The sequence below is a fragment of the Streptomyces sp. NPDC032822 genome (assembly GCF_055578825.1).
The window spans coordinates 754,562-776,937 of sequence record NZ_JBVIOL010000002.1 but is presented as its reverse complement, the minus strand read 5'-3'; the positions used below and the strand labels follow the sequence as shown (position 1 = coordinate 776,937).

The 22,376-nt window shown below is 70.7% G+C and carries 17 protein-coding genes; 10 read left to right on the top strand and 7 right to left on the bottom strand.

The genetic code is table 11. The features are described from left to right. The first annotated feature begins 30 nt into the window (after positions 1 to 30). Positions 31 to 456: a hypothetical protein gene (locus tag ACZ5VD_RS09080; protein WP_468681636.1), complete on the top strand. Its 426-nt coding sequence runs from the start codon at positions 31 to 33 to the stop codon at positions 454 to 456. On the opposite strand, the gene ACZ5VD_RS09075 is transcribed toward ACZ5VD_RS09080, so the two are convergent. Further along, positions 438 to 1,313: a helix-turn-helix domain-containing protein gene (locus ACZ5VD_RS09075; RefSeq protein WP_468681635.1), complete on the bottom strand. Its 876-nt coding sequence runs from the start codon at positions 1,311 to 1,313 to the stop codon at positions 438 to 440. The genes ACZ5VD_RS09080 and ACZ5VD_RS09075 overlap by 19 nt on opposite strands. Positions 1,314 to 1,498: 185 nt before the next feature. Between ACZ5VD_RS09075 and ACZ5VD_RS09070 the strand changes: the two genes are divergently transcribed. Together ACZ5VD_RS09070 and ACZ5VD_RS09065 are read left to right on the top strand one after the other, a co-directional pair. Then, positions 1,499 to 1,804, top strand: a complete 306-nt coding sequence (locus tag ACZ5VD_RS09070; protein ID WP_468551165.1) for a 4a-hydroxytetrahydrobiopterin dehydratase — start codon at positions 1,499 to 1,501, stop codon at positions 1,802 to 1,804. Between the two features lie 5 nt (positions 1,805 to 1,809). Continuing rightward, positions 1,810 to 2,562 carry a class I SAM-dependent methyltransferase gene (locus ACZ5VD_RS09065; RefSeq protein WP_468681699.1) on the top strand — a complete coding sequence of 251 codons (753 nt, stop codon included), beginning with the start codon at positions 1,810 to 1,812 and terminating at the stop codon, positions 2,560 to 2,562. Positions 2,563 to 2,625: 63 nt separating this feature from the next. Here the strand turns inward: ACZ5VD_RS09065 and ACZ5VD_RS09060 are convergent, their stop codons facing one another. Next, a complete protein-coding gene (locus tag ACZ5VD_RS09060) occupies positions 2,626 to 3,114 on the bottom strand; it encodes a hypothetical protein (protein ID WP_468681634.1) in 489 nt (162 codons plus the stop codon). A gap of 63 nt (positions 3,115 to 3,177) precedes the next feature. Between ACZ5VD_RS09060 and ACZ5VD_RS09055 the strand changes: the two genes are divergently transcribed. Further along, a complete protein-coding gene (locus tag ACZ5VD_RS09055) occupies positions 3,178 to 4,143 on the top strand; it encodes a helix-turn-helix transcriptional regulator (RefSeq protein WP_468681632.1) in 966 nt (321 codons plus the stop codon). A 143-nt stretch (positions 4,144 to 4,286) separates the two neighbouring features. Continuing rightward, positions 4,287 to 6,125 (top strand): rhamnogalacturonan lyase, encoded by a 1,839-nt coding sequence (locus ACZ5VD_RS09050; RefSeq protein WP_468681697.1) that lies wholly within the window; start codon positions 4,287 to 4,289, stop codon positions 6,123 to 6,125. A 52-nt stretch (positions 6,126 to 6,177) separates the two neighbouring features. Here the strand turns inward: ACZ5VD_RS09050 and ACZ5VD_RS09045 are convergent, their stop codons facing one another. Then, positions 6,178 to 8,835: a cellulose binding domain-containing protein gene (locus ACZ5VD_RS09045; RefSeq protein WP_468681631.1), complete on the bottom strand. Its 2,658-nt coding sequence runs from the start codon at positions 8,833 to 8,835 to the stop codon at positions 6,178 to 6,180. Between the two features lie 273 nt (positions 8,836 to 9,108). Beyond that, positions 9,109 to 12,024: a glycoside hydrolase family 48 protein gene (locus tag ACZ5VD_RS09040; RefSeq protein WP_468681630.1), complete on the bottom strand. Its 2,916-nt coding sequence runs from the start codon at positions 12,022 to 12,024 to the stop codon at positions 9,109 to 9,111. 251 nt (positions 12,025 to 12,275) lie between these two features. Here ACZ5VD_RS09040 and ACZ5VD_RS09035 point away from each other — a divergent pair, with 251 nt between their 5' ends. From ACZ5VD_RS09035 to ACZ5VD_RS09015, 5 genes are all read left to right on the top strand, one after another. Beyond that, entirely contained in the window at positions 12,276 to 13,766 is a 1,491-nt protein-coding gene (locus tag ACZ5VD_RS09035; protein WP_468681628.1) for a cellulase family glycosylhydrolase, read from the top strand. 108 nt (positions 13,767 to 13,874) lie between these two features. Then, a complete protein-coding gene (locus ACZ5VD_RS09030; RefSeq protein WP_468551171.1) occupies positions 13,875 to 15,581 on the top strand; it encodes a glycoside hydrolase family 6 protein in 1,707 nt (568 codons plus the stop codon). Positions 15,582 to 15,803: 222 nt separating this feature from the next. Continuing rightward, the gene (locus ACZ5VD_RS09025; RefSeq protein WP_468681627.1) at positions 15,804 to 16,718 is read left to right on the top strand and encodes a class I SAM-dependent methyltransferase; all 915 of its coding nucleotides are present in this window, start codon (positions 15,804 to 15,806) and stop codon (positions 16,716 to 16,718) included. Positions 16,719 to 17,054: 336 nt separating this feature from the next. Continuing rightward, positions 17,055 to 17,573 carry a WD40 repeat domain-containing protein gene (locus tag ACZ5VD_RS09020; protein WP_468551174.1) on the top strand — a complete coding sequence of 173 codons (519 nt, stop codon included), beginning with the start codon at positions 17,055 to 17,057 and terminating at the stop codon, positions 17,571 to 17,573. 170 nt (positions 17,574 to 17,743) lie between these two features. Then, positions 17,744 to 18,445, top strand: a complete 702-nt coding sequence (locus ACZ5VD_RS09015; protein ID WP_468551175.1) for an SDR family oxidoreductase — start codon at positions 17,744 to 17,746, stop codon at positions 18,443 to 18,445. Positions 18,446 to 18,514: 69 nt separating this feature from the next. Here the strand turns inward: ACZ5VD_RS09015 and ACZ5VD_RS09010 are convergent, their stop codons facing one another. The 3 genes from ACZ5VD_RS09010 to ACZ5VD_RS09000 all read right to left on the bottom strand — a co-directional run bounded on the left by ACZ5VD_RS09010 (position 18,515) and on the right by ACZ5VD_RS09000 (position 22,209). Continuing rightward, on the bottom strand, positions 18,515 to 19,234 hold the full coding sequence (locus ACZ5VD_RS09010; RefSeq protein ID WP_468551176.1) for a glycoside hydrolase family 75 protein: 720 nt from the start codon (positions 19,232 to 19,234) through the stop codon (positions 18,515 to 18,517). A gap of 186 nt (positions 19,235 to 19,420) precedes the next feature. Further along, on the bottom strand, positions 19,421 to 20,251 hold the full coding sequence (locus tag ACZ5VD_RS09005; protein WP_468551177.1) for an aldo/keto reductase: 831 nt from the start codon (positions 20,249 to 20,251) through the stop codon (positions 19,421 to 19,423). Positions 20,252 to 20,382: 131 nt separating this feature from the next. Next, a complete protein-coding gene (locus ACZ5VD_RS09000; RefSeq protein WP_468551178.1) occupies positions 20,383 to 22,209 on the bottom strand; it encodes an AMP-dependent synthetase/ligase in 1,827 nt (608 codons plus the stop codon). Positions 22,210 to 22,376: the final 167 nt, after the last annotated feature.

Genomic DNA, 22,376 nt, shown 5'->3' with positions numbered 1-22,376 from the left:
TGACCCGACCTCGACGGAGGGTGATTCGCCATGTCCGCGACCCAGCTCGCCACGCTCGCCCGTACCTCCGACCCGCACACCGTGCTGCGTCGCTTCCTCGTCCTGGACGCCCTGGTGACCGGTGCCAACGGCCTCGCCTATCTCGCCGCCTCCGGCCCGCTCGGCCGTTTCCTCGGGGCCGACTCCGGGCTGCTGCTCGCCCTCGGTGGCTTCCTCGCCGCGTACGCGGCGGCCGTCGGCGTCCTCGCCGCCCGTGCCCGTCCGGCCGCGCTGCCGGTGCGGGCCGTGATCGAGGCCAACCTCGCCTGGGCGGTGCTGAGTCTGGTCGCGCTGGGCCTGTGGCTGTCCCCGACCACGGCCGGCGCGGTGTGGACGGTGCTCCAGGCATGCGCCGTCGCCGGCTTCGCCCTGCTGCAGTACGCGACTCTGAGGGCTCGTCAGGACAGCAGCGTGTGAAGGTACTTGGCGGTCGCCGGGTCGGCCGGGAGCAGTGTCTCGATGGCCAGCTCGGCGACGGTGACGTCCATCGGGGTGTTGAAGGTGGAGATGGAGGAGATGAACGACAGCGTCCGGCCCTCGTGCTCGATCTGCATCGGCAGCGCGAAGTACGCGACGGGCTCGGCCGGTCGACCGTCCGGCCCGTCGTCCGCCCCCTCTGTCTCCGCCGCTACCGCTGCCACTGCCGCTGACGTCGGCAACGGGTACGCGGCGACCTCCTCGTACAACGCCCGCAGCGGCTGCGAGCGGTACAGCGCGATCTGCCGTTCCATCTGGTCCAGCAGATGCCCGCGCCACGCACGGAGGTTGCGGATCCGCGGGGCCAGGCCCTGGGGGTGCAGGGTCAGCCGCATGGCGTTGAGCGGCGGCGCGAGCAGGAACTCCGGGATGCCGTCGAGCAGCATCAGGATGCCCCGGTTGGCCGCGACGACGTCGTACATCGCGTCGACCACGAACGCCGGATACGGTTCGTAGCCCTGGATCAGCCGCTCCACGCCCTCGCGCAGGGCGTCCAGCGCCGGGTCGTCCAAGGGGGTCTCGGGATAGTGCGGGGCGTAACCCGCCGCCAGCAGCAGCGCGTTGCGCTCCCGGACGGGGACGTCGAGATGCTCGGCCAGTCGCAGCACCATCTCCTCGCTCGGCCGCGAACGGCCCGTCTCGATGAAGCTGATGTGCCGGGCCGAGGAGTCGGCACGCGACGCCAACTCCAGCTGACTCACCCGCCGCTGCTCCCGCCAGGCCCGCAGCAGCGGTCCCACCCCCTGGCCGCCGGGGCTGCCGGAGGACGCGGCGGAACCGGACACGAGAGGGGTCATACCGACGACCGTAGCCGAGGACCGTGGCCGAGCGATCGCGCCCGGTACGGCGAGGCCGCCGGAGGTGTCCGCGGCCGACCACCGGGAACCCGTCTGACCAGGACCGAAGCCGCCCGGCTGTGGCAGGCTGAGGAAACATCCCGGCGTACCTCCGCGTACCCCGGCGTCCCGGAAGGAGCGAGGTCATGCCCGTCGCACCACTGTCGCAGAAGGAGATCGAGGACCGGCTCGCGGAACTGCCCGGCTGGTCGCTCGACGGCGACCGTCTGGCCCGTTCCTACCGGCTCTCCACGCACTTCGCCGCCACGGCGATGGTCGTGCACATCGCCCAGGTCCAGGAGGAACTCGACCACCACAGCGACCTCACCCTCGGCTACGACACCGTCTCCCTCACGGTGAACACCCACAGCGTGGGCGGGGCCGTGACCGAGCTGGACTTCGAGCTCGCGACGAAGGTGGAGGCGCTCGCCCCCGGCCACGGAGCCCAGTGAGGCAGGTGCTGGACTACGACAAGGAGGCCGAGGTCTACGACGCCACCCGCGGCGGCGAACCCAGAGCCGCCGCGGCAGCCGACGCCGTCCTCGGTCTGATTCCCGACCGAGCCGGTCGTCTCCTCGATGTCGCCTGCGGCACGGGTATCGTCACCCGGCGCCTGGCCGCGGCCCGGCCCGCCCTGCGGGTGACGGGCGTGGACCTCACCTTTGGGATGGCCCGGACGGCGGCGGCACGACTGCCCGGGGCGATCGTCCTCGCGGACAGCCGCCGACTGCCGTTCCCCGACGGCGCGTTCGACGCCGTCACCAGTGTCTGGCTGCTGCACCTCCTCGACGGTCCCGGCGACGTGCGGGCCGTCGTCGCCGAGTGCGCCCGCGTACTGCGGCCGGGTGGCGTGTACGTCACCACCGTCGACAAGGCGGCCGCCCACGACGTGGGCAGCGACATCGACGCGGTCCTCGCCCCGCGACCGCGCCGGCCGGCCCAGGACGCCGCCGGATCCGTCACGGCGTACGCGGTCGCCGGCGGACTGCATCCGGTCGGCAGGGCCCGGTTCCCCGGTGTCGGACAGGGCCGCAGCCCGCGCAGCACGGTCGAGGACCTGCGGCGCGGCTGGTTCACCCGGCTGCCGCCCGGCGGCCCGCTCGCCGAACGGTTCGCGGCCCGCCTGGAGGCGCTCCCCGACCAGGACCGGCCCCGCCCCGACCCCGTGTTCACGGTGCTGGCGTTCCGGAAGGCCGACCGAAGTCCCTGAGGTGGTCGGTCGTCCGGGTGGCCGAATCCCCGAGCGCCCCCGAAACGCCCGGTCACCGGCTCCTCAGCGGTCTCCGGTGGTCCCGGCGGGCAGGGAGTCGGCCAAGTAGGCGTCCAGGTCGGGGACTTCGGGGGCGAGCAGGTGCCGTACCCAGGCGTCCCGTTCGTGCAGGATCGGCGGCAGCTCCCAGACGCAGCCGATCCACGGCAGGTCCGGCGTGACGAAGTGCGTCGGGTCGCCGTCCGGACAGCCGAGGACGGGCTGCCCCGCGGCGGCGCCCCGGAAGTGCAGGACGTTGTCCCACACCCAGCTGTACGCGTTGAGGTAGGCGCCGTCGTCCCCGCCCCGGTGCAGCACCACGAAGGTCGCCGGCGGGGTGCCGTCCGGCTCCGGCAGCAGTTGCGGCAGGATCTCGTACGCCGCCTTCTCCACGTCGGGTGCGATGCCCGCCGGGTCCGCGGTGACGTGGTAGCGCTTGATGTGCCGCCCCGCCACCTCGATCGGCGGCGGCACGGTCAGCAGCTTCTCGCTGAATCTCTTCTCGAAGGCCATGGACGGCACGCTAGGACCACTTCACTGACACCTGCTGTCAGTGAAGTGCGGCATCCTGGACGGATGAGGTCCGCCCGTCTCGTCTCGGTCCTGCTGCTGCTCCAGACCCGCGGCCGGATGACCGCCGCCCAGCTCGCCGCGGAACTGGAGGTGTCCGTCCGCACGGTCTACCGGGACGTCGAAGCGCTGAGCGCCGCCGGCATCCCGCTGTACGGCGACGCGGGCCACGCCGGCGGCTACCGCCTCCTCGACGGCTACCGCACCCGTCTCACCGGCCTCACCGCGGGGGAGGCCGAGGCCCTGTTCCTCTCCGGGGTCCCCGGTCCCGCCGCCGACCTCGGTCTCGGGTCCGTGCTGGCCGCCGCCCAGCTCAAGGTCCGCGCGGCCCTGCCGCCCGAACTGCGTGCCCACGCCGACCGGATCAGCGGCCGCTTCCACCTGGACGCCCCGGGCTGGTACGCGGACGCGGACGAGACGCCGTACCTGTCCGTGGTCGCCGACGCGGTGTGGCACCACCGCGTCCTGGAGGTCGTCTACCGCCGCTGGCGCACACCCACTGACGTGCGGCGGCGCCTCGAACCGTACGGACTCGTCCTCAAGGCCGGGCGCTGGTACGTCGTCGCCGGCCCCGGACCTCGCACCTTCCGCGTCGACCAGATCCTCGAACTCGCCACCACGGACGAGGAGTTCATCCGTCCCGACGCCTTCGACCTGGCCGGCTACTGGACGGCGTACCAGCGTGACTTCCACGCCCGGCTCCGGCAGGGCGAGGCGGTGGTACGCCTGGCGCCCGGCGTCGGACCGGGCGGACCGGGCGGGCAGGCCGGGGGCGGCGGACGTACGGACGAGGACGGCTGGACCGTGCACACCGTCCCCATCGAGTCCCTCGACCGCGCCCACGCCGACTTCCTGCGCCTGGGCACCGGCATCGAGGTTCTCGAACCGCCCGAGCTGCGGGCGAAGATGGCCCGCACGGTCGCCGAATTGGCCGAGAGATACGGCAACTTCGCCACGGACGGCGGCGACTGAGGGGGAACGGAACCCGTCCGTCCCCCCAGGAGGTTCGCCCCGTGCAGACCCCGCACCCGCACCCGAACGAGCTGCCGAACCCGCACCCGAGCCCGCGGACGCAGTCCCCTCCGCCCCCCTTCAGGCACCGCAGACGCCGTGTGGTGCTCACCGTGGCCACCGCGGTGGCGGCGCTCGTCGGTGCCGGACTCACCGCGACGCTCGGCGCCGACACCGCCGAAGCCGCCACCGCCAGCCAGGTCGAGAGGCTCGACCGCGGTGTCGTCAGCGTGCACACCGACAGCGGCAACCTGGTCAGCTGGCGCTGGCTCGGCACCGATCCGAACGACGTCTCCTTCAACGTCTACCGGGCCGGCACGAAGGTCAACTCCACGCCGGTCACCGGCTCCACGAACTACTTCCACTCCGGCGCCCCCGCCCAGGCCGACTACACGGTCCGCGCGATCGTCGGCGGTGTGGAGCAGGCCGACTCCGTGCACGCCGTCCAACTCCGCACCGGCTACACGGACGTACCCATCAGCCCGCCCGCCGGGGGCACCACCCCCGACGGCGTCGCCTACACCTACGAGGCCAACGACGCCTCCGTCGCCGACCTCGACGGCGACGGAGCCCTCGACTTCGTCCTCAAGTGGCAGCCCACCAACGCCAAGGACAACTCCCAGTCCGGCTACACCGGCAACACGATCGTCGACGGCGTCACACTCGACGGCACCCGCCTGTGGCGTATCGACCTGGGGCGCAACATCCGTTCCGGCGCGCACTACACGCAGTTCCAGGCGTACGACTACGACGGCGACGGCAAGGCCGAGGTCGCCATGAAGACCGCCGACGCCACGGTCGACGGCACCGGCACGGTCATCGGCAGCTCCTCGGCCGACCACCGCAACTCCAGCGGCTACGTCCTGTCCGGCCCCGAGTACCTGACCATGTTCAACGGTCAGACCGGCAGGGCGATGCAGAGCGTCGGCTATGTGCCGGCGCGCGGCACGGTCTCCTCATGGGGCGACTCCTACGGCAACCGCGTCGACCGCTTCCTCGCGGGAACGGCCTACCTGGACGGCGCCCGCCCCTCCCTGATCATGGCGCGCGGCTACTACACCCGTTCGGTGATCGCCGCCTGGGACTGGCGCAACGGCACCTTCACCCGCCGCTGGACCTTCGACACCACCTCCTCCACCAACACCGGCAAGGGATACGACGGCCAGGGCTCGCACAGCCTCTCCGTCGGCGATGTCGACAACGACGGCAAGGACGAGATCGTCTACGGTGCGATGGCCGTCGACGACAACGGCAACGGCCTGTGGACCACGAAGACCGGCCACGGCGACGCCCAGCACCTCGGCGACCTCGACCCGTCGCACCCGGGACTGGAGTACTTCAAGGTCTCCGAGTCCACCTCGCAGCCCGCCGAGCTGTACATCAACCCGGCCGACGGCACGGTCAACTGGAGGCTCGCCGCCTGCTGCGACAACGGCCGCGGCGTGGCCGGCGACATCTGGGCCGGCAACGACGGCGCCGAGGTCTGGTCCGCCTCCGACAGCTCCGTCCGTGACGAGTCGGGCGCCACCAAGGGCCGCGAACCGTCCTCCGCCAACTTCCTGTCCTGGTGGGACGGCGACACCGTCCGCGAACTCCTCGACGGCACCCACATCGACAAGTACGGCACCTCCGCCGACACCCGCCTCCTGACCGGCTCCGGCGTCCACTCCAACAACAGCACCAAGGCGACGCCCTCCCTCTCCGGCGACATCCTCGGCGACTGGCGCGAGGAGGTCGTCTGGCCGACGTCGTCCAACACGGCCCTGCGCATCTACTCGACGCCCGTCGAGACCACCACCAAGATCACCACCCTGCTCCACGACACGATGTACCGCACCGGCCTGGCCTGGCAGAACACGGCATACAACCAGCCGCCGCACCCGAGCTTCTTCATCGGCAACGGGATGCCGACGGCACCGCGGCCCACGGTCTACACCCCGTAACCGCACGAGGGCGCGGGCCGCACCGGCCCGCGCCCCCGGATCCGGGTCGGGGTCAGCCGACCGTGCAGGTGCGGTCGCCCAGCTTGAAGGCCGTCGGTTTCGTGTTCGTGCCCGACCAGCTTGCGGTGAAGCCGAAGCCGACCGAGGAACCCGCGGCCACGTTGGCGTTCCAGCCGACGTTCCTGGCCGTCACCGCCGTGCCGGACTGGGTGTGTTCGGCGTTCCAGACCTGGGAGACCGACTGTCCGTCCGAGAAGGACCAGGCAAGTGCCCAGCCGGTCCAGGGAGTCGAGCCCGTGTTGGCCAGTTGGACGTCCGCCTGGAAGCCGCCCGACCACTGGTTGGTGACCTTGTAGGTCACCGTGCAGGCGCCGGTGGGGGTCGGATCCGTACCGCCGCCACCGCCGCCCGCGTCCGAGCTGTCGCCGTAGATCACGCCACGGCCGTTCGTCGACACGTACACGCGGCCGTACACCCGCGGGTCGCCCGTGATCGCCGCTCCCGTCCAACCCCACTGGTGGGCATCGTCGTTGACGCGGGTCCAGGTCGCGCCCTTGTCGGTGGAGCGGAAGATGCCGCGGACACCGGCGATCTTCGCGCTGGTGTAGAGGGTCTGGTACGACGCCCCCGTCGCCGCCTTGCCGAAGCCGATGGTGTCGGCCTGCTCGACGCCGGGGAGCTTGGTGAAGGTCGCGCCCGAGTCGGTGGAGTGCCACAGACCGTACGCACCGTCGCTCGCGCCGCCCGCCAGCCACACATCGCCCTTGGTGCCGGGCAGCGCCTTGAAGCGGACGCTGTCACCGGCGGGCAGACCGGTCGCGGGGGATGCGGCGAAGGTCGCGCCGCCGTCCGAACTGACGTAGAACTTGCCCGACTTGAAGCCGTAGAAGGTCTTCGGGTCGACCCGGTCCGACTCGACGACCGCGCCGGCCGGGATGCCGACGGCGGCCGACCACGACGAGCCGAAGCCCGTCGTGTACCGCACGCCCGTGCCCTCCGGGCTCCACACGAACCGGCTGCCGTCGGCCGCCGCGGCGACCGTGCCGCCCCCGCTCACCCCCGAAGGGTCGGTGCCCGCGAACCAGTTGGCGCCGTTGTCCGTCGAGAACCCGATATGCGGCCCCGAGTCGAGGTTGCCCACCCGGACCACGGTGTCGGGGGTCGTCTCGGCGAAGTCCAGACTCGTCGTCGTGGTGAAGTTCGGCGAGGTGAACATCATCGGCGGGACCTTCGTCGGGTCCGTGTGACGGAAGCCGCCGATGTCACCCAGGGCGCTCAGCAGCGGGGCGCCCGAGGGCGGTGAGGCGAGGTCGTTGACCGCGGTCTCCTCCAGGCCCTGCACCATCGGCTTGATGGTGAACTGGCTCCCGCTGTCCCAGTTGGTGAGGTTCTCGGTGCCGTAGACCGTGGCGCCCGTCCCGTACATCATCCGGTTCGAGTCGAACGGGTCGATCTCCAGCGACTCGGTCATCCAGCCCAGCTTCGGGGTCTGCTCGGGCGGCGAGGGGCTCACGCCCCAGCTCAGCCAGGGGGAGGACGACACGTCCATCGTGTAGCGGTTCGAGCGGTTGGGATACGAGGTGTAGTCCCACGCCTTCGTCCAGGTCGCGCCGCTGTCCGTGGAACGGAAGAACTGGGTGTCGGGCCACCAGGAGCTGTACGCGGTGGCCATCAGGGTGCCGGGTTTCTGCCGGTCCACCGTCAGCCCGCTGAAGCCGTAGTAGGTGTCGGCCTCGGCGACCGGGCTGATGTCCGTCCAGGTGCCGGTCGCGGTCGCGTACCGCCACAGCCGGCCCTTGCCGCCGTCGTACGGGCCGCCCTTGTCGCTGTACGCGATGTACAGGTTGCCGCCCGCGGTGTCCAGCACGCCCTTGTGCGGGAGGTATCCCGTCGGTTGCCCGGCGACCCGCGTCCAGGTCGCGCCCGCGTCCGTCGACCGGTACACCGCGTTGTCCTTGTCGGCGACCCCGACGTAGATCGTCTTCGTCGCGGCCCCCGCGGTGCCCGTCGACTTGTCGAAGGTGACCCAGACGACGCCCTGGTTGTCGCTGGCGTAGCCGCTGGTGTCGCTCGGATCCTGGGCGTAGTTCCCCACGTTGGGGAAGCCGCTCACCTGCGACCAGGTGACACCGGAGTCCGTCGACCGCCACAGGCCCTTGCCGCTCGGCGCGGCGAGGTACAGCACGCTGTTCCTGTTCGGGTCGATCGCGAGCCGCTCGCCCATGCCCCGGCCGGGCATGTTGCCGCCCAACTTGAAGGGCAGGTTCGTCTTCTGCCAGCTGGCGCCCCGGTCGGCGGACCTGAGCACCGCCCCGTTGCCGGGGTCCCAGCTGTTCGTGTAGGTGCCGACGGCCGCGTACACCTTGTTCGGATCCACCGCGTCGGAGGCGATACTCGCGACGCCGGTGTGCCCCCAGTCGTCCCAGCCGACGGAGTCCAGCAGCGGGGTCCAGGTCTTCGTGGACTGCTGCCAGCGGTAGGCACCGCCGATGTCGGTGCGGGCGTACGCGAGGTTCTTCTCGGCCTGGTTGAAGACGATGCCGGGGACGAAACCGCCGCCGTCGACACGCGCGTTCTTCCAGGTGTACGTGTCGGCCGCGACGACCGCTTTCGCGGCCGGAGTGGCCGGGGCGGCCAGCGCGGGCGGGGTGCCCGCGAGCAGTCCGGCGGCCAGTGCCAGCACCGCCGTGAGGATGTGGGCTCTTCGCACGGGGGGTCCTTTCCGGATGGGGGGATTCGGGAAGGTGCGGAGGGTAAGCGCTTTCCACGTAGAGCGAGAGGTGCCGGGCGGCCCCCAGTGCGGGAGGGGGCCGCCCGGCCGGTCGGTCCCGCCGTCAGGTGGCGGGACCTCGAACGCGGAACTCACCAGCGGTTCCGGGGAAGACGGTGCGTGCGCGCCCTTCAGGGGCGCGGGGAGCTGCGCGACCAGCCACAGCGGACCCGCGGTCGAACACCGCCCAACCCGCGGAGCGCTCGGCGGGGGCTATTCGAGAAGCTCCGCGTACGAACCCATGGCCAGGGCGATGTCCGCCTGGGCCCAGAACCGGTGGTACGTGAAGGAGGGCGCGGCTCCGCCCGCCAGGTACGCCTCGATCTTCGACCAGGCCGGGTCGTCCTCGTAGAAGGAGCGGATCGAGTCGAAGGTCGACGAGCCGTTGATCGCGTCGCCGTTCGGCATGGTGCCGGTCCAGCCGCTCGGGACGTACACGCTGTCGTCGAAGCGGTTGTAGTCGGCGCGGGTCTCCGGGACGGCGATACCGAGGCTGTCCTGGTGGTTGTCCCACATGCCGTCGAGGAGGGCCTTGGCCGTGGTGGCGGCCTCGGTGTCTCCGGAGCGGTCGGCGTAGTACGTCAGGGTCTTGGCGTACGCGGCGGCCACGCCGACGTCGTTGGTGTAGTCGGCGACGGTGACGTGAAGTCCCGTGTTGCTGCCGGGACTTGACGCGTTCCAGGTGTCGGGCTGGCCCGACCACTGGAGCGTCGACGGGATCAGATAGGTGCCGTCCGGGTTGATGGTCGTCTTGGACAGTGCCCAGTCGACCCACTTGTCGAGGACGACCTTGGCGTCCGCGTCGCCCGTCTGCTGGTAGTACTCGGCCACCCGCTCCATCGACCACGCCTGGAAGCCGAACCACTGGTTGGACGGCGGGTCGTGGTAGACGGGCTGCTGGTCGTAGTACATGCCGTAGAACGTCGACTTCCCGGCCGGCGGGGGCGCGTAGCGGCCCGCCCAGCTGTTGGTCGCGCCGCCGGCGATGGCGCCCTCGTTCGACTGCAGCCAGCGGTAGAACTCCAGCTGCCGGTCGAGGGACTTGGCCCAGTCCGCCTGTCCTGTCGCCGACTTGGGCTTCAGGTCGGCGTAGGAGCTGAGCGCGTAGGCGGCCAGGGGGTTCTGGTAACCGCCGTGCGCGTGGCTGGAGCCGATGCGCCAGGCCCAGCCGGCCGAGGTGTCGTTGGCGCCGCCCCACGCGTAGTACCAGGACATCAGGTACATCGAGGCGTCCTTGCCGGTGCCCGCCGCACAGGTCGACGGTCCGACGCAGTTGCCGATCTTCTTGAAGTACTTGTCGTACATCGAGTACCGCAGGTAGTCGCCCATCTTCGCGGCCTTGCCCACGGTCGCGGAGACCGCGGAGCCCTTGCCCTGTTCCTTCGCCCAGAGGTCGGCCCAGTACGCGGCCTGCACGGCCCGCGCGTCGGCGTCCGGGGCGTTGGTGAACTTCCACTGCTTGGCGTAGGACGCGTCACCGGTGAACAGGTCCAGGTAGCCGTTCCTGCCGCCGTACTTGAAGGCGTCGCAGGTCGGCTGCGGCACCGTCTCCCACACCGACTCCTGCGCGCCGCGCTGGAAGGTGTTGATGTACGACGGTCCGGTGTCGGCCGGGCCCGCCTCGCACTTGCCCGGCGCGTTGCCGTAGCCGTAGACGTTGTCGACGTCCTGCAGCCAGTGCATGCCGTAGACGTCGTCCGTGCCGTAGGCGCTCTTCAGCTCACCGGCGATCGGGTCCGATCCGGCCGGAACCGACGCGTCGAGCTTCGCCGGGTACTCGTTCGGCGTGTCCAGCTCCGGTGCGTAGGTCGCCGGCTTCGAGGGGTTGTAGAAGGAGTTCGTCGGCTGGTCGGCGTGGGTGGGGATCATGAACTTCTCCATGATGTCCCAGGCGCCGTTGAACTTGGTCCAGTCGCCGGTGACCTTGCCGTACATGGCCTGGAGCCACAGGAGGTAGCTGTACGCCTCCGAGGTCGTCTCGTGCCCGTGGTCCGGGGCCTCGACGATCAGCGTCTCCACCGAGTGGTACGGAATGCCCTCGGGGGAGAAGTAGCCGCTGGCCGGATTGGTGATCTTCCCGTAGAGCTCCAGGAACCGGGCGTCGTACTCGCCCGCCGCGGCGATCTGGGTGACCGTCACCGAGGACTTCGCATGACCGGTCGCCGTCGACTCGAAGGTCGCCGCACCGGTGCCCGAGGCGTTGGCCGTGACCGTCACCCGCTGCGCCGTGTTCCAGTTGGCCGGGGTGAAGGTGAGGGACGCCCCGCCGGTGACGGACAGCCCCGTGTTGCCGCTCGCCCGGGCGGTCGTGACGGTCACGTTGGCGGACGGCTGGGTCGACAGCCGCACGTCGAAGGTGCCCGTCTTGCCCTGCTGCACGGCCAGCTGGCCGGTCGAGGCCACCACGGCGGGACCCGAGGCGACCGTGATGCCGACCGGGGTGGACTCCGCGGACGCGCCGAGGCTGTCGTACCCCTTGGCCAGCAGAGAATGACTGCCCACGGTCAAGCTTGAGGCCGAGAGCGTGTACGGGGCCGAGGTGTCGGTGCCCAGCAGTGTGGTGTTGTCGTAGAACTCCACCTTGCTGATCGTCGCGCCGTCCGCGGCGGCGGCGGTCGCCGCGAGCGGTACGGCGTTGCCCTGCGAGTAGACCGCGCCCGCGGCCGGGCTGGTCAGCACGGTGATCGGCGGCTGGTGCGCACCGACACAACTGGTGCCGTTCACCGCGAAGTTGGACGGGTTGGCGTTCGTGCCGCTGTAGGTGAACTGCGCCCCGGTGGAGACGGAGGCGCCGGCGGCGATCGTCCCGTTGTACGACGCGTTCGTCACCGTGATCGCCTGGCCGGACTGGGACCAGGTGCCGTTCCACCCGTTCGAGAGCTTCTGGTTGCCCGCGTAGCCGTAGGTGAGGGACCAGCCGGTGATGGGATCCGTGCCGCGATTGGTGAGGGTCAGATCCGCGGTGAAACCGGAGCCCCAGTCATTCGTCTTGTAGTCGACGCTGCACTGAAGTGGTGCCGCCTGTGCGGGAGTTGAACCCGTAGTGAGCATCGTGAACGGAAGTGCCAGGGCCGCCACGACAGCGGTCCACAAACGCCGGGCGGTCCGGCGTCTCGTTCTGGGGGCCATGTGCTGGTTCCTCCTCGCGGCTCGGAGATGTCAAGGCTTGAACCAGTGGGAGCGCTCCCATAGTGAGGACGAGGGTGAGAGGGGTCAAGGTGCTTGAAGAGTCGAAAAGATTCGACGATGGGTGTTGAGGGAAAGTCAGTTACTCCTCTGTTCTTTGCCGTCACTTGGCGCTAGCTTCGTTGACACCAGTGGGAGCGGTTCCATCAGTCGACGCGTCCGTCACGGCGCGCCCGAACTGCAAGGAGTCGCTCATGCGACATCCCCCGCGTTCAGTACTTTTAGCCGTCGCCGGCGCCCTTGCAGTTGTCGGGTCCATGACGGTCGCAGCGGTCACGGCAGCCGGGGCCGCACCCGCGTGCACGGTCGAGTACACGGTCACCAGTCAGTGGGCCACCGGCTTCCAGGGTGCCGTGAGCATCACCAACCACACGACGGCCGTCAGTGGTTGGAGCCTGACCTTCGACCTCGGGAACGGTCAGAAGGTCGGTCAGGGCTGGAACGCCAAGTGGTCCCAGTCCGGCACCACGGTCACCGCGGCCAACGAGAGCTACAACGGCTCCCTCGGCACCGGAGCGAGCGTCGGCGCCGGGTTCCTCGCCAGCACGTCGGGGAACACCGCCGCACCGACGTCGTTCCGGCTCAACGGCACCCTCTGCAACGTCGACACCGCACCGTCCCCCACCCCGGAGCCGACCGACCCGACCGATCCGCCGGACCCCACCGACGGCACGGTGCCCGTCCTGCGGGCCTCCGGCAACAAGCTCGTGGACGCCACGGGCGCCACCCGCCGACTGCTCGGTGTGAACCGCTCGGGCGGCGAGTTCATGTGCGTCCAGGGCCGCGGCATCTTCGACGGCCCGGTCGACGACGCCTCCGTCCGGGCGATCGCCGACTGGAACGTCAACACCGTCCGTATCCCCCTCAACGAGGAGTGCTGGCTGGGCCTCTCCCACATCCAGGCGCAGTACGCCGGCGCCCACTACATCGACGCCGTCATGGACCTGGTGGCGAAGGTGAAGGCGCACGGCATGACGCCGATGCTCGAACTGCACTGGTCCTACGGCCAGTACACCGGCAACTCCGCCGGCTGCACCGACGTGCACGCCGGCTGCCAGAAGCCGATGCCCGGCATGCGGTACGCGCCGGCCTTCTGGACCTCGGTGGCGAACACCTTCAAGGACGACCCGACCGTCGTCTTCGACCTGTTCAACGAGCCCTATCCCGACCGCGCCACCACCACGACCACCCAGGCGTGGCAGTGCTGGCGGGACGGCGGCACCTGCCCCGGCATCGGGTACGAGGTCGCCGGAATGCAGGATCTCGTCGACGCCGTACGGAACACCGGCGCCACCAACCTGATCCTGGCCGGCGGGATCGCCTACTCCAACGACCTCGGCCAGTGGCTCGCGCACCGACCCACCGACCCGGCGGGCAATCTCGCCGCCGCCTGGCACGTGTACAACTTCAACACCTGCTCGAACGAGAGCTGCTGGAACTCCACACTCGCCCCGGTCGCCGCCCAAGTGCCGCTGGTGGCCGGGGAGATCGGCGAGAACACCTGCGCACACGGCTTCATCGACCAGGTCATGAAGTGGTTCGACGACCGTGGCCTGTCGTATCTGGGCTGGACCTGGAACACCTGGGACTGCGGCTCCGGCCCGGCCCTGATCTCCGGCTACGACGGCACACCCACCGCGTTCGGCATCGGGCTGCGTGACCATCTGCGCGCCCAGAACGGCTGACGCCCGCACGGAACGGCCGATACCCGCACGAAGGGCCAAGACCCGCACGAAGGGCCAACACCCGCACCGAAGGGCCGTACACCCGCAACCGAGAAGGAACCCGCACTCATGAGTCGTACCAGAACTGCTCTGCTCGCCGCCCTGGCGCTGGTCGCCGGGGCCTCCGGGACGGCCGTCGCCGTCGTACCCGGGGACGTCGGCATCGCCGCCGTCCCGTGCACCGTCGACTACAAGGTGCAGAACCAGTGGGACACCGGCTTCACCGCCGCCGTCACCGTCACCAACAACGGTGCCGCCAAGTCGAGTTGGGCGGTGAAGTGGTCCTACGCCGGCAACCAGAAGGTCACCAGCGGCTGGAACGCCAAGATCAGCCAGAGCGGCACCGCCGTCACCGCCGCCAACGAGTCGTACAACGGCACGCTCGCCACCGGCGGTTCGGCCAGCTTCGGCTTCCAGGGCAGCTACAGCGGCGGCAACGCCCTCCCGACCACCTTCACCCTCGACGGCGTGACCTGCAACGTCGACGACGGCGGCACCGACCCGACCGACCCCGGAACCCCGGGCACCCGGGTCGACAACCCCTACACCGGCGCCAAGGTGTACGTGAACCCGGAGTGGTCCGCGAAGGCCGCCGCCGAGACCGGCGGCAGCCGGATCGCCAACCAGCCCACCGCTGTATGGCTGGACCGGATCGCCGCCATCAACGGCGTGAACGGCGGTATGGGCCTGCGCGACCACCTCGACACGGCGCTGACCCAGAAGGGCACCGGCGAACTCGTCGTCCAACTGGTCATCTACAACCTGCCCGGACGTGACTGCTCCGCCCTCGCCTCCAACGGCGAACTCGGCCCGACGGAGATCGACCGCTACAAGACGGCGTACATCGACCCGATCGCCGCGATCCTCGCCGACGCCAAGTACGCGGGCCTGCGGATCGTCACCACCATCGAGATCGACTCGCTGCCCAATCTCGTCACCAACACCGGAAGCCGCCCCACGGCCACCCCGGCCTGCGACGTCATGAAGGCCAACGGCAACTACCAGAAGGGCGTCGGCTACGCCCTGAACAAGCTCGGTGACGCCGGCAACGTCTACAACTACATCGACGCCGGCCACCACGGCTGGATCGGCTGGGACGACAACTTCGCCGCCAGCGCCAACATCATGAAGGAGGCCGCGACCAGCGAGGGCGCCACGGTCAACGACGTCCACGGCTTCATCACCAACACGGCCAACTACAGCGCCCTGAAGGAGAACAACTTCACCATCAACGACTCCGTGGCCGGCAAGTCGGTCCGTGAGTCCAAGTGGGTCGACTGGAACCGCTACGTCGACGAGCTGTCGTTCGCCCAAGGTTTCCGCAACCAGCTGGTCACCACCGGCTTCAACTCCGGTATCGGCATGCTGATCGACACCTCCCGCAACGGCTGGGGCGGCACCGCGCGGCCCGCCGGACCCGGCGCCACGACCACCGTGGACACCTACATCGAGGGTGGCCGCTACGACCGCCGCATCCACATCGGCAACTGGTGCAACCAGTCCGGTGCCGGTCTCGGTGAACGCCCGCGGGCCAACCCGGCCGCCGGGATCGACGCCTACGTCTGGGTGAAGCCTCCGGGCGAGTCCGACGGCTCCAGCACCGCGATCCCGAACGACGAGGGCAAGGGCTTCGACCGGATGTGCGACCCGACCTACACGGGCAACCCGCGCAACGGCAACAACCTCTCCGGCGCCCTGCCCAACTCCCCGCTGTCCGGACACTGGTTCTCGGCACAGTTCCAGGAGCTCATGAAGAACGCCTACCCGGCGCTCTGACCCACTGAGCACCGCATGACCTGACCCGTCGGGGTCGGCCCTCCCGGGCCCGGCCCCGACGGATCACGCACTCCCGCGTCGAGGAGTCTTCGGGGAGGTGGCTCGGGCCCCTCCTCGCCGGCCCGCGCGGCGCGCTTTTTTTGTTGCTGTCACGGCAACAGTGGTGGCCCCGTGGCGGTGCGTCGGCGCACGCTGACGTCATCCGGACGAGAGGCTGACCCCATGGCGCACCACCACCACGACCACGACGCCGGACCGGACCAGGGCCACGGGCACAGGCACGGGCACGGCGACACCGACATCGACTGGAACGAGATGGCCCCGCTGCTGGAGAACCAGGCGGAGCTGTTCACCCCCCTGTACGAGCGCGCGCTGGCCTGGCTAGGCCACAAGCAGACCGAGCCGGGCCTGATCGTCGACGCCGGCAGCGGCCCCGGAGTCGTCTCCTGCCTGCTGGCCGACGCCTTTCCGGGCGCCCGGGTCGTCGCCGTCGACGGCACCGCCACCCTGCTGGAACGGGCCCGGATCCGGGCCGGTCGGCTCGGTGTCGCCGACCGCTTCGACACCCTCGCCGGTGAACTCCCCGGCATCCTCGACGACTTGGACTACCCCGCCGACCTGGTCTGGGCCGCCCGCAGCCTGCACCACCTCGGCGACCAACGCGCCGCCCTCGCCGCCTTCGCGGCCCGCCTCGCCCCCGGCGGCACGCTCGCGCTCCTGGAGGGCGGCCTGCCCACCCGGTTCCTGCCCCGCGACATCGGCATCGGGCGCCCCGGACTGCAGACGCGCCTCGACGCGCTGGAGGAGGAGTGGTTCGCCGGCATGCGCGCGGACCTGCCCGGCGCCGTCGCCGAGACCGAGGACTGGCCGGCCCTGATGACCGCGGCCGGTCTCCGCCCGACCGGCACCCGCAGCTTCCTCCTCGACCTGCCCGCGCCGACCACGGACCGGGCCCGCACCTATGCCGCCGCCTCCCTCACCCGTCTCCGCGACGGCCTCGGAGACCGGCTCGACACCACCGACCGCGCCACCCTCGACCGGCTTCTCGACCCCGAGGACCGGGCGAGCGTGCACCACCGCCCGGACCTGTTCGTCCTGGCGGCGCACACGGTGTACACGGCCGTCCGCACAGGGTGAGTCCGGCCCCGGGGAGCCGGACGGTCAGCAGCGGCCCGGCGGCCGGGCGTACACCGTGATCCGTGCCCCCTGGACGTCCTGGGTCCGGCAGGCCACGAAGTAGGCGGCGAGCACCCGCCGCTTGACCGCCTCCTGCGGCACCCGGTCCAGCGGCCGGCGGGGTCACCCACCGCGAGGACACGCGCCGTCGCCAGCATGCGGGCGCGCAGGACGGCGGCGGGCACCTCCGTGCCGTACAGCGTGTGCGAGGCGACCGGGGCGCGGTCCAGTCCGAGGTCCCGCAGCCCGCGGACGGAGCCCGGGCCGGCCAGTGACCACACGCGTCGCCGGGACGCCATGAAGAGGACACCGTCGCCCTCCCCGCCCTGGCCGGCGTGGAGGCGGTCGCCGTCGATCCCACCGGCCGCACCGACCGTCGAGGGAACCCTCGTCGACGCCTCGACGGGCAGGGCCCGCAAGGGAGTCGACGGGGTCGTCGGCGAGGACTTCCTCCGTGCGGGCGCCTTCAGCCCGGACGGCCGCCATCTCGCGGTCGCCGACCAGCAGGGCCGCGTCACCCTCCGGGACGCCCGCACCTGGCGCCGGACCGGCATCCTGAGAGCGGTGGGGTCCACGGTGGACGACGTGGTCCTGGCGTTCTCCGCCGACGGTTCGCTCCTCGCGGGCGGCGCGCCCGACGGATCCGTGGAGGTGTGGGAGACGGCCTCGCCCGCCCTGCCCCCGGCCACCCTGTCGGCCGGGGACGAGCCGCTGGCGGCACTGCAACGCACCGCGAACGGCGGTGAGTTGCGCATTACCACGGTCCATCTGGCCGCCGGGGTAGCCCTGTTGGCGCCCGACCGCGCGGCTCTCTAGGTGTGCTCCCGGGCACGGGGCGGTCTCACCCGGGCCGAGTGGCGGCGCCACTTCCCCTCGGCGGCCTGCCGCGAGGCCTGTGCGGCTTGACTTCGAGAGCGCTCCAAGTGATGCACTCGCCGATACCAGCCAACAGGAACGCGAGTTCCATCGAGGTCCCAGGGGGAACCATGACCGACTCTCCGGTCGCGCTCATCACCGGCGGCGGCAGCGGCATCGGCGCCGCGGTCGCCCGGCGACTGCTCGACGCCGGCGGGCGCGTGGCCGTCACCGGCCGCACCGAGGCACGGCTGCGCGGCTTCGCCGAGGAACTCGGCCGCCCTGAGGGCCTGTTGACGCTCGCCGGCAACGCGGCCGAGTACGACGACGTACGGTCCGCGGTCGACCGTACGCTCAAGGAGTACGGCCGTCTGGACACCGTCGTCGCCAACGCCGGCTTCGCCACCCACGACTCGGTCGCGGACGGCGACCCCGCCGCGTGGACCGAGATGGTGCTGACCAACGTGCTGGGCCCCGCCCTGCTGATCCGCGCCTCGATCGACGCCCTGAAGGAGTCCCGGGGCCGGATCGTGCTGGTCGGCAGCGTCGCCGGGTTCGTGCCCACGCCGGGCAACATCTACGGGGCGACGAAGTGGGCGGTGACGGGTCTGGCCGAGAACACCCGCCGGCAGGTGACGGAGTTCGGCGTCGGGGTGACGCTGGTCGCGCCGGGACGGGTGGAGACCCCGTTCTGGGACAGCTACGGCAGCCTGCCGCCCGGCCGCCTGCTCACCGCCGACCAGATCGCCGACTCCATCGTGTGGGCGGTCGGGCAGCCCGAGGGCGTCGACGTCAACACCGTCGTCGTACGACCGATCGGGCAGCCCAACTGACGGAGTTCGACCGACTGAGTTCAACTGACGGACTCCGGCCGACGACACCCAACCAGGCGCTTCCGGCGGTCAGTTGTCGCGGAGGAACCGCTTCGCGAGCCGTTTGCCCAGCTTCACCGCCGCCTTGCGGCTCTCGATGGGGGACACCTGGGAGTTCTTGAAGAGGATGTACGTCACCTCGGAGGCGGTACCCCCCTTCGCAGGGTGGGGGTCGATGCCCAGGGCCTTCGCGGCGGCGTACGAGGCCTCCCCGATGATCTTCGTGGGGCCGGTGTCGCCGACGACGGCGTAGCGGACCTTGTTCTCGTGGATCAGTGCGACCACGCCGCCGCCCCTGATGCCCGAGGCGGCGGGCTTCCAGACGGTGCCGGCGCCGGGGACGACGACGTAGGGCAGGGTGTCGGAGCGCAGGGGCCTGCCGTCGGACTGGTGGAAGGCGGTGTCGGGGTGGAACCAGGGGTCGGTGCGCTCGTTGCACTTCGCGCTGCGCCGGCCGTCGCAGTCGATGTCCATGTCGGCCTTCCAGAAGACCGCGCCCTTGGTGCCGCACACGGGGACCGTGGCCGGGGTGCCCGCGTCGGTGCGGTATCTGCCACGGGAGATCTGGTCACAGGAGGTCACCTTGGCGAGCAGGTCGGCCGCGTCGACCGGGTCCGCGGGGTCGGCGGGGTCGTCCCGGGCCGACGGCGGGCGCGGGGCGCCGGTGGCGCTCGCGGGGAGCGGCAGCTGTCCGGCGGCGAGCAGGGCGGCGGCGGGGAGCGCGGTGAGGGTCAGGGTGCGGAGGTGCACTGCGCGAGGGACCTTTCGTAGGGAAATCGGTTAATACGTCTCCCTGTGTCCCTACCATGAGGGCCCGCGCGGGCCCGTCGACCCGGCCGTGTCCGTCCCCCGCGCGGGTGGCGGACATGGCCGCGCCCCGGGTGCCGTACCGCCGAAGCGGTGTGGCACCCGGGGCGCGGCCGGGACGGGTCGGGCCTAGGCGAGGGTCGCCGGGTCCGGTCCGATACGGCGGTCCTCGTTCAGCGCGCTGATGGCCGCCAGGTCCTCGGTGTCCAGGCTGAAGTCGAAGACCTCGATGTTCTCCTTGATCCGGGACGGCGTCACGGACTTCGGGATCACGACGTTGCCGAGCTGGAGGTGCCAGCGCAGCACCACCTGGGCCGGGGTGCGGTCGTGCTTCTGGGCGATGGCGACGATCGCCGGAACCTCCAGGAGGCCCTTGCCCTGACCGAGTGGCGACCAGGCCTCGGTGGCGATGCCCCGCTCCGCGTGGAACGCGCGGGACTGGTGCTGCTGGAGGTGCGGGTGCAGTTCGATCTGGTTGACGGCCGGGACGACGGACGTCTCGGCGGTCAGCCGCTCCAGGTGCTCCACGAGGAAGTTGGACACACCGATGGCGCGGACGCGGCCGTCGGCGAGCAGCTTCTCGAACGCCCGGTAGGTGTCGAGGTACGTGTCCGCGGACGGTACCGGCCAGTGGATCAGGTACAGGTCGACGTACTCCAGGCCGAGCTTGGCCAGCGACGTGTCGAAGGCGCGCAGCGTGGAGTCGTAGCCCTGGTCGGCGTTCCAGAGCTTGGTGGTGACGAAGAGGTCCTCGCGGGGGAGGCCGGATGACGTGAGGGCCTTGCCGGTGCCCTCTTCATTGCCGTAGATCGCCGCTGTGTCGATGCTGCGGTACCCGGCCTCCAGCGCGGTGGTGACCGCCTGCTCCGCCTCGTCGTCCGGCACCTGCCAGACTCCGAAACCCAGCTGGGGCATCTCGACGCCGTTGTTGAGGATGATCGGGGGGACCTTGCTGCTCACGAGCTCTTGATCCTTACGGTTGTCGTCGGGTGGTACGTCCCATCGTCAACGATCACGAGCCGTGATGCATTCCTGACCGGGGAATCGGTGGGAATCGGCCGGATCGCACGGTCATGGGACATCCTGGGACGTCATGCCCGGTACAGCGCCTCGACCTCGCCCGCGTAGGCGTTCTCGATCGCCTTCCGCTTCAGCTTCAGCGACGGGGTCAGCAGGCCGTGCTCCTCGGTGAACGGCTGGGCGAGGATGCGGAAGGTGCGGATCGACTCGGCCTGCGAGACCAGCGTGTTGGCGGCGACCACGGCCCGCCGCACCTCGGTCTCCAGGTCCGTGTCGCGCACCAGTTCGGCGGGGGTCAGCCGCGGTTTGTCGCGCATGGTCAGCCAGTGCTCCACGGCCTCCTGGTCGAGGGTGACCAGGGCGGCGATGTAGGGGCGGTCGTTGCCCACGACGATGCACTGGGCGACCAGCGGATGGTCGCGCACCCGCTCCTCCAGCACACCGGGGGAGACGCTCTTGCCGCCGGAGGTGACCAGGATCTCCTTCTTGCGGCCGGTGATCGTGAGGTAGCCGTCCTCGTCGAGCATGCCGAGGTCGCCGGTGGCGAGCCAGCCGTCGTGCAGGGACTCGTCGGTGGCCTTCTGGTTGTTGAGGTAGCACTGGAAGACGTTCGGGCCGCGCAGCCAGATCTCGCCGTCGTCCGCGATGTGCACGGTCATGCCGGGGATGGCCTGCCCGACGGTGCCGTAGCGGGTGCGCTCGGGCGGGTTGGCGGTCGCGGCGGCGGTGGTCTCGGTGAGGCCGTAACCCTCGTAGATGTGCACGCCCGCACCCGCCCAGAACAGGCCCAGCCGGCGGTCCATCGCCGAGCCGCCCGACATCGCCTGCCGGATCCGGCCGCCCATCGCGGCCCGGATCTTGGAGTAGACGAGCTTGTCGAAGAGCTGGTGCTGCATGCGCAGCCCCGCCGACGGGCCGGGCCCGACGCCCCAGGCCTTCGCCTCCATCGCGTCCGCGTACTTCACGGCGACGTCGACGGCCTTCTCGAAGGGCCCGGATCTGCCCTCCTTCTCCGCTTTGCGGCGGGCCGCGTTGAACACCTTCTCGAAGATGTACGGGACGGCGAGGAAGAACGTCGGCTTGAAGGCGGCGAGGTCCGGCAGCAGGGCGGCGGCGTTCAGCTGCGGCTGGTGGCCGAATTTCACCTTGCCGCGGATCCCGGCGATCTGGACCATGCGCCCGAAGACGTGCGCGAGCGGCAGGAAGAGCAGGGTGGCCGCCTCGTCGCCCTTCTTGGAGTGGAACACCGACTCCCAGCGCTCGATGACCGTGTCCGCCTCGTACATGAAGTTGCCGTGCGAGACGACACAGCCCTTGGGGCGGCCGGTGGTGCCCGAGGTGTAGATGATCGTGGCGATCGAGTCCGGGGTGACGGCCTGCCGGTGCCGGTGCACCACCTCGTCGTCGAGGTGGGCACCGGCGTCGTACAGCTCCTGCACGGCGCCCGAGTCCAGCTGCCACAGCCGGCCCAGCCGCGGCAGCCGGTCGATGACGGTGGCGATGGTCATCGCGTGGTCCTCGTGCTCCACGACGGCCGCCGTGCACTCGGCGTCGTACAGCATCCAGAAGCACTGCTCGGCCGACGACGTCGGGTAGACCGGCACCACCTGGGCGCCGATGGTCCACAGCGCGAAGTCGAACAGCGTCCACTCGTAGCGGGTGCGCGACATGATCGCGACGCGGTCGCCGAAGCGGACGCCCTGGGCGAGCAGGCCCTTGGCGAGGGCGAGGACCTCGTCGCGGAACTCGGCGGCGGTGACGTCCCGCCACTGCCCCTCCTCGTCCTTGCGGCCGAGGGCGATGTACAGCGGATCCTCCTGGGCATGCTGGAAGACGACATCGGCCAGACCGCCCACCGGTGGTGCCAACGCCAACGGAGGGTTGGTGAACTCGCGCAAACCCCGCTCCCCGCCTCTTGTGACGCTCCGCACGGCGCCGTGAAAGCTACCCCAACCGGGGAGTGGCCGGGAGGGGTGCGGAAGCCGAGCGATGCTCAGGTACGCACTGGTCAGTGACGGAAAATACGCTCACATGGGGAAGGGTCGGACAGAAAGCTGACGGTTGG

Excerpts from the sequence above, each read along its gene's own strand:
- ACZ5VD_RS09020 (WP_468551174.1), top strand. The coding sequence starts at position 17,055 with ATGAAGAGGACACCGTCGCCCTCCCCGCCCTGGCCGGCGTGGAGGCGG.
- ACZ5VD_RS09015 (WP_468551175.1), top strand. The coding sequence starts at position 17,744 with ATGACCGACTCTCCGGTCGCGCTCATCACCGGCGGCGGCAGCGGCATC.
- ACZ5VD_RS09055 (WP_468681632.1), top strand. The coding sequence starts at position 3,178 with ATGAGGTCCGCCCGTCTCGTCTCGGTCCTGCTGCTGCTCCAGACCCGC.
- ACZ5VD_RS09070 (WP_468551165.1), top strand. The coding sequence starts at position 1,499 with ATGCCCGTCGCACCACTGTCGCAGAAGGAGATCGAGGACCGGCTCGCG.
- ACZ5VD_RS09040 (WP_468681630.1), bottom strand. The coding sequence starts at position 12,024 with ATGGCCCCCAGAACGAGACGCCGGACCGCCCGGCGTTTGTGGACCGCT.
- ACZ5VD_RS09030 (WP_468551171.1), top strand. The coding sequence starts at position 13,875 with ATGAGTCGTACCAGAACTGCTCTGCTCGCCGCCCTGGCGCTGGTCGCC.
- ACZ5VD_RS09080 (WP_468681636.1), top strand. The coding sequence starts at position 31 with ATGTCCGCGACCCAGCTCGCCACGCTCGCCCGTACCTCCGACCCGCAC.
- ACZ5VD_RS09075 (WP_468681635.1), bottom strand. The coding sequence starts at position 1,313 with ATGACCCCTCTCGTGTCCGGTTCCGCCGCGTCCTCCGGCAGCCCCGGC.
- ACZ5VD_RS09035 (WP_468681628.1), top strand. The coding sequence starts at position 12,276 with ATGCGACATCCCCCGCGTTCAGTACTTTTAGCCGTCGCCGGCGCCCTT.
- ACZ5VD_RS09060 (WP_468681634.1), bottom strand. The coding sequence starts at position 3,114 with ATGGCCTTCGAGAAGAGATTCAGCGAGAAGCTGCTGACCGTGCCGCCG.
- ACZ5VD_RS09025 (WP_468681627.1), top strand. The coding sequence starts at position 15,804 with ATGGCGCACCACCACCACGACCACGACGCCGGACCGGACCAGGGCCAC.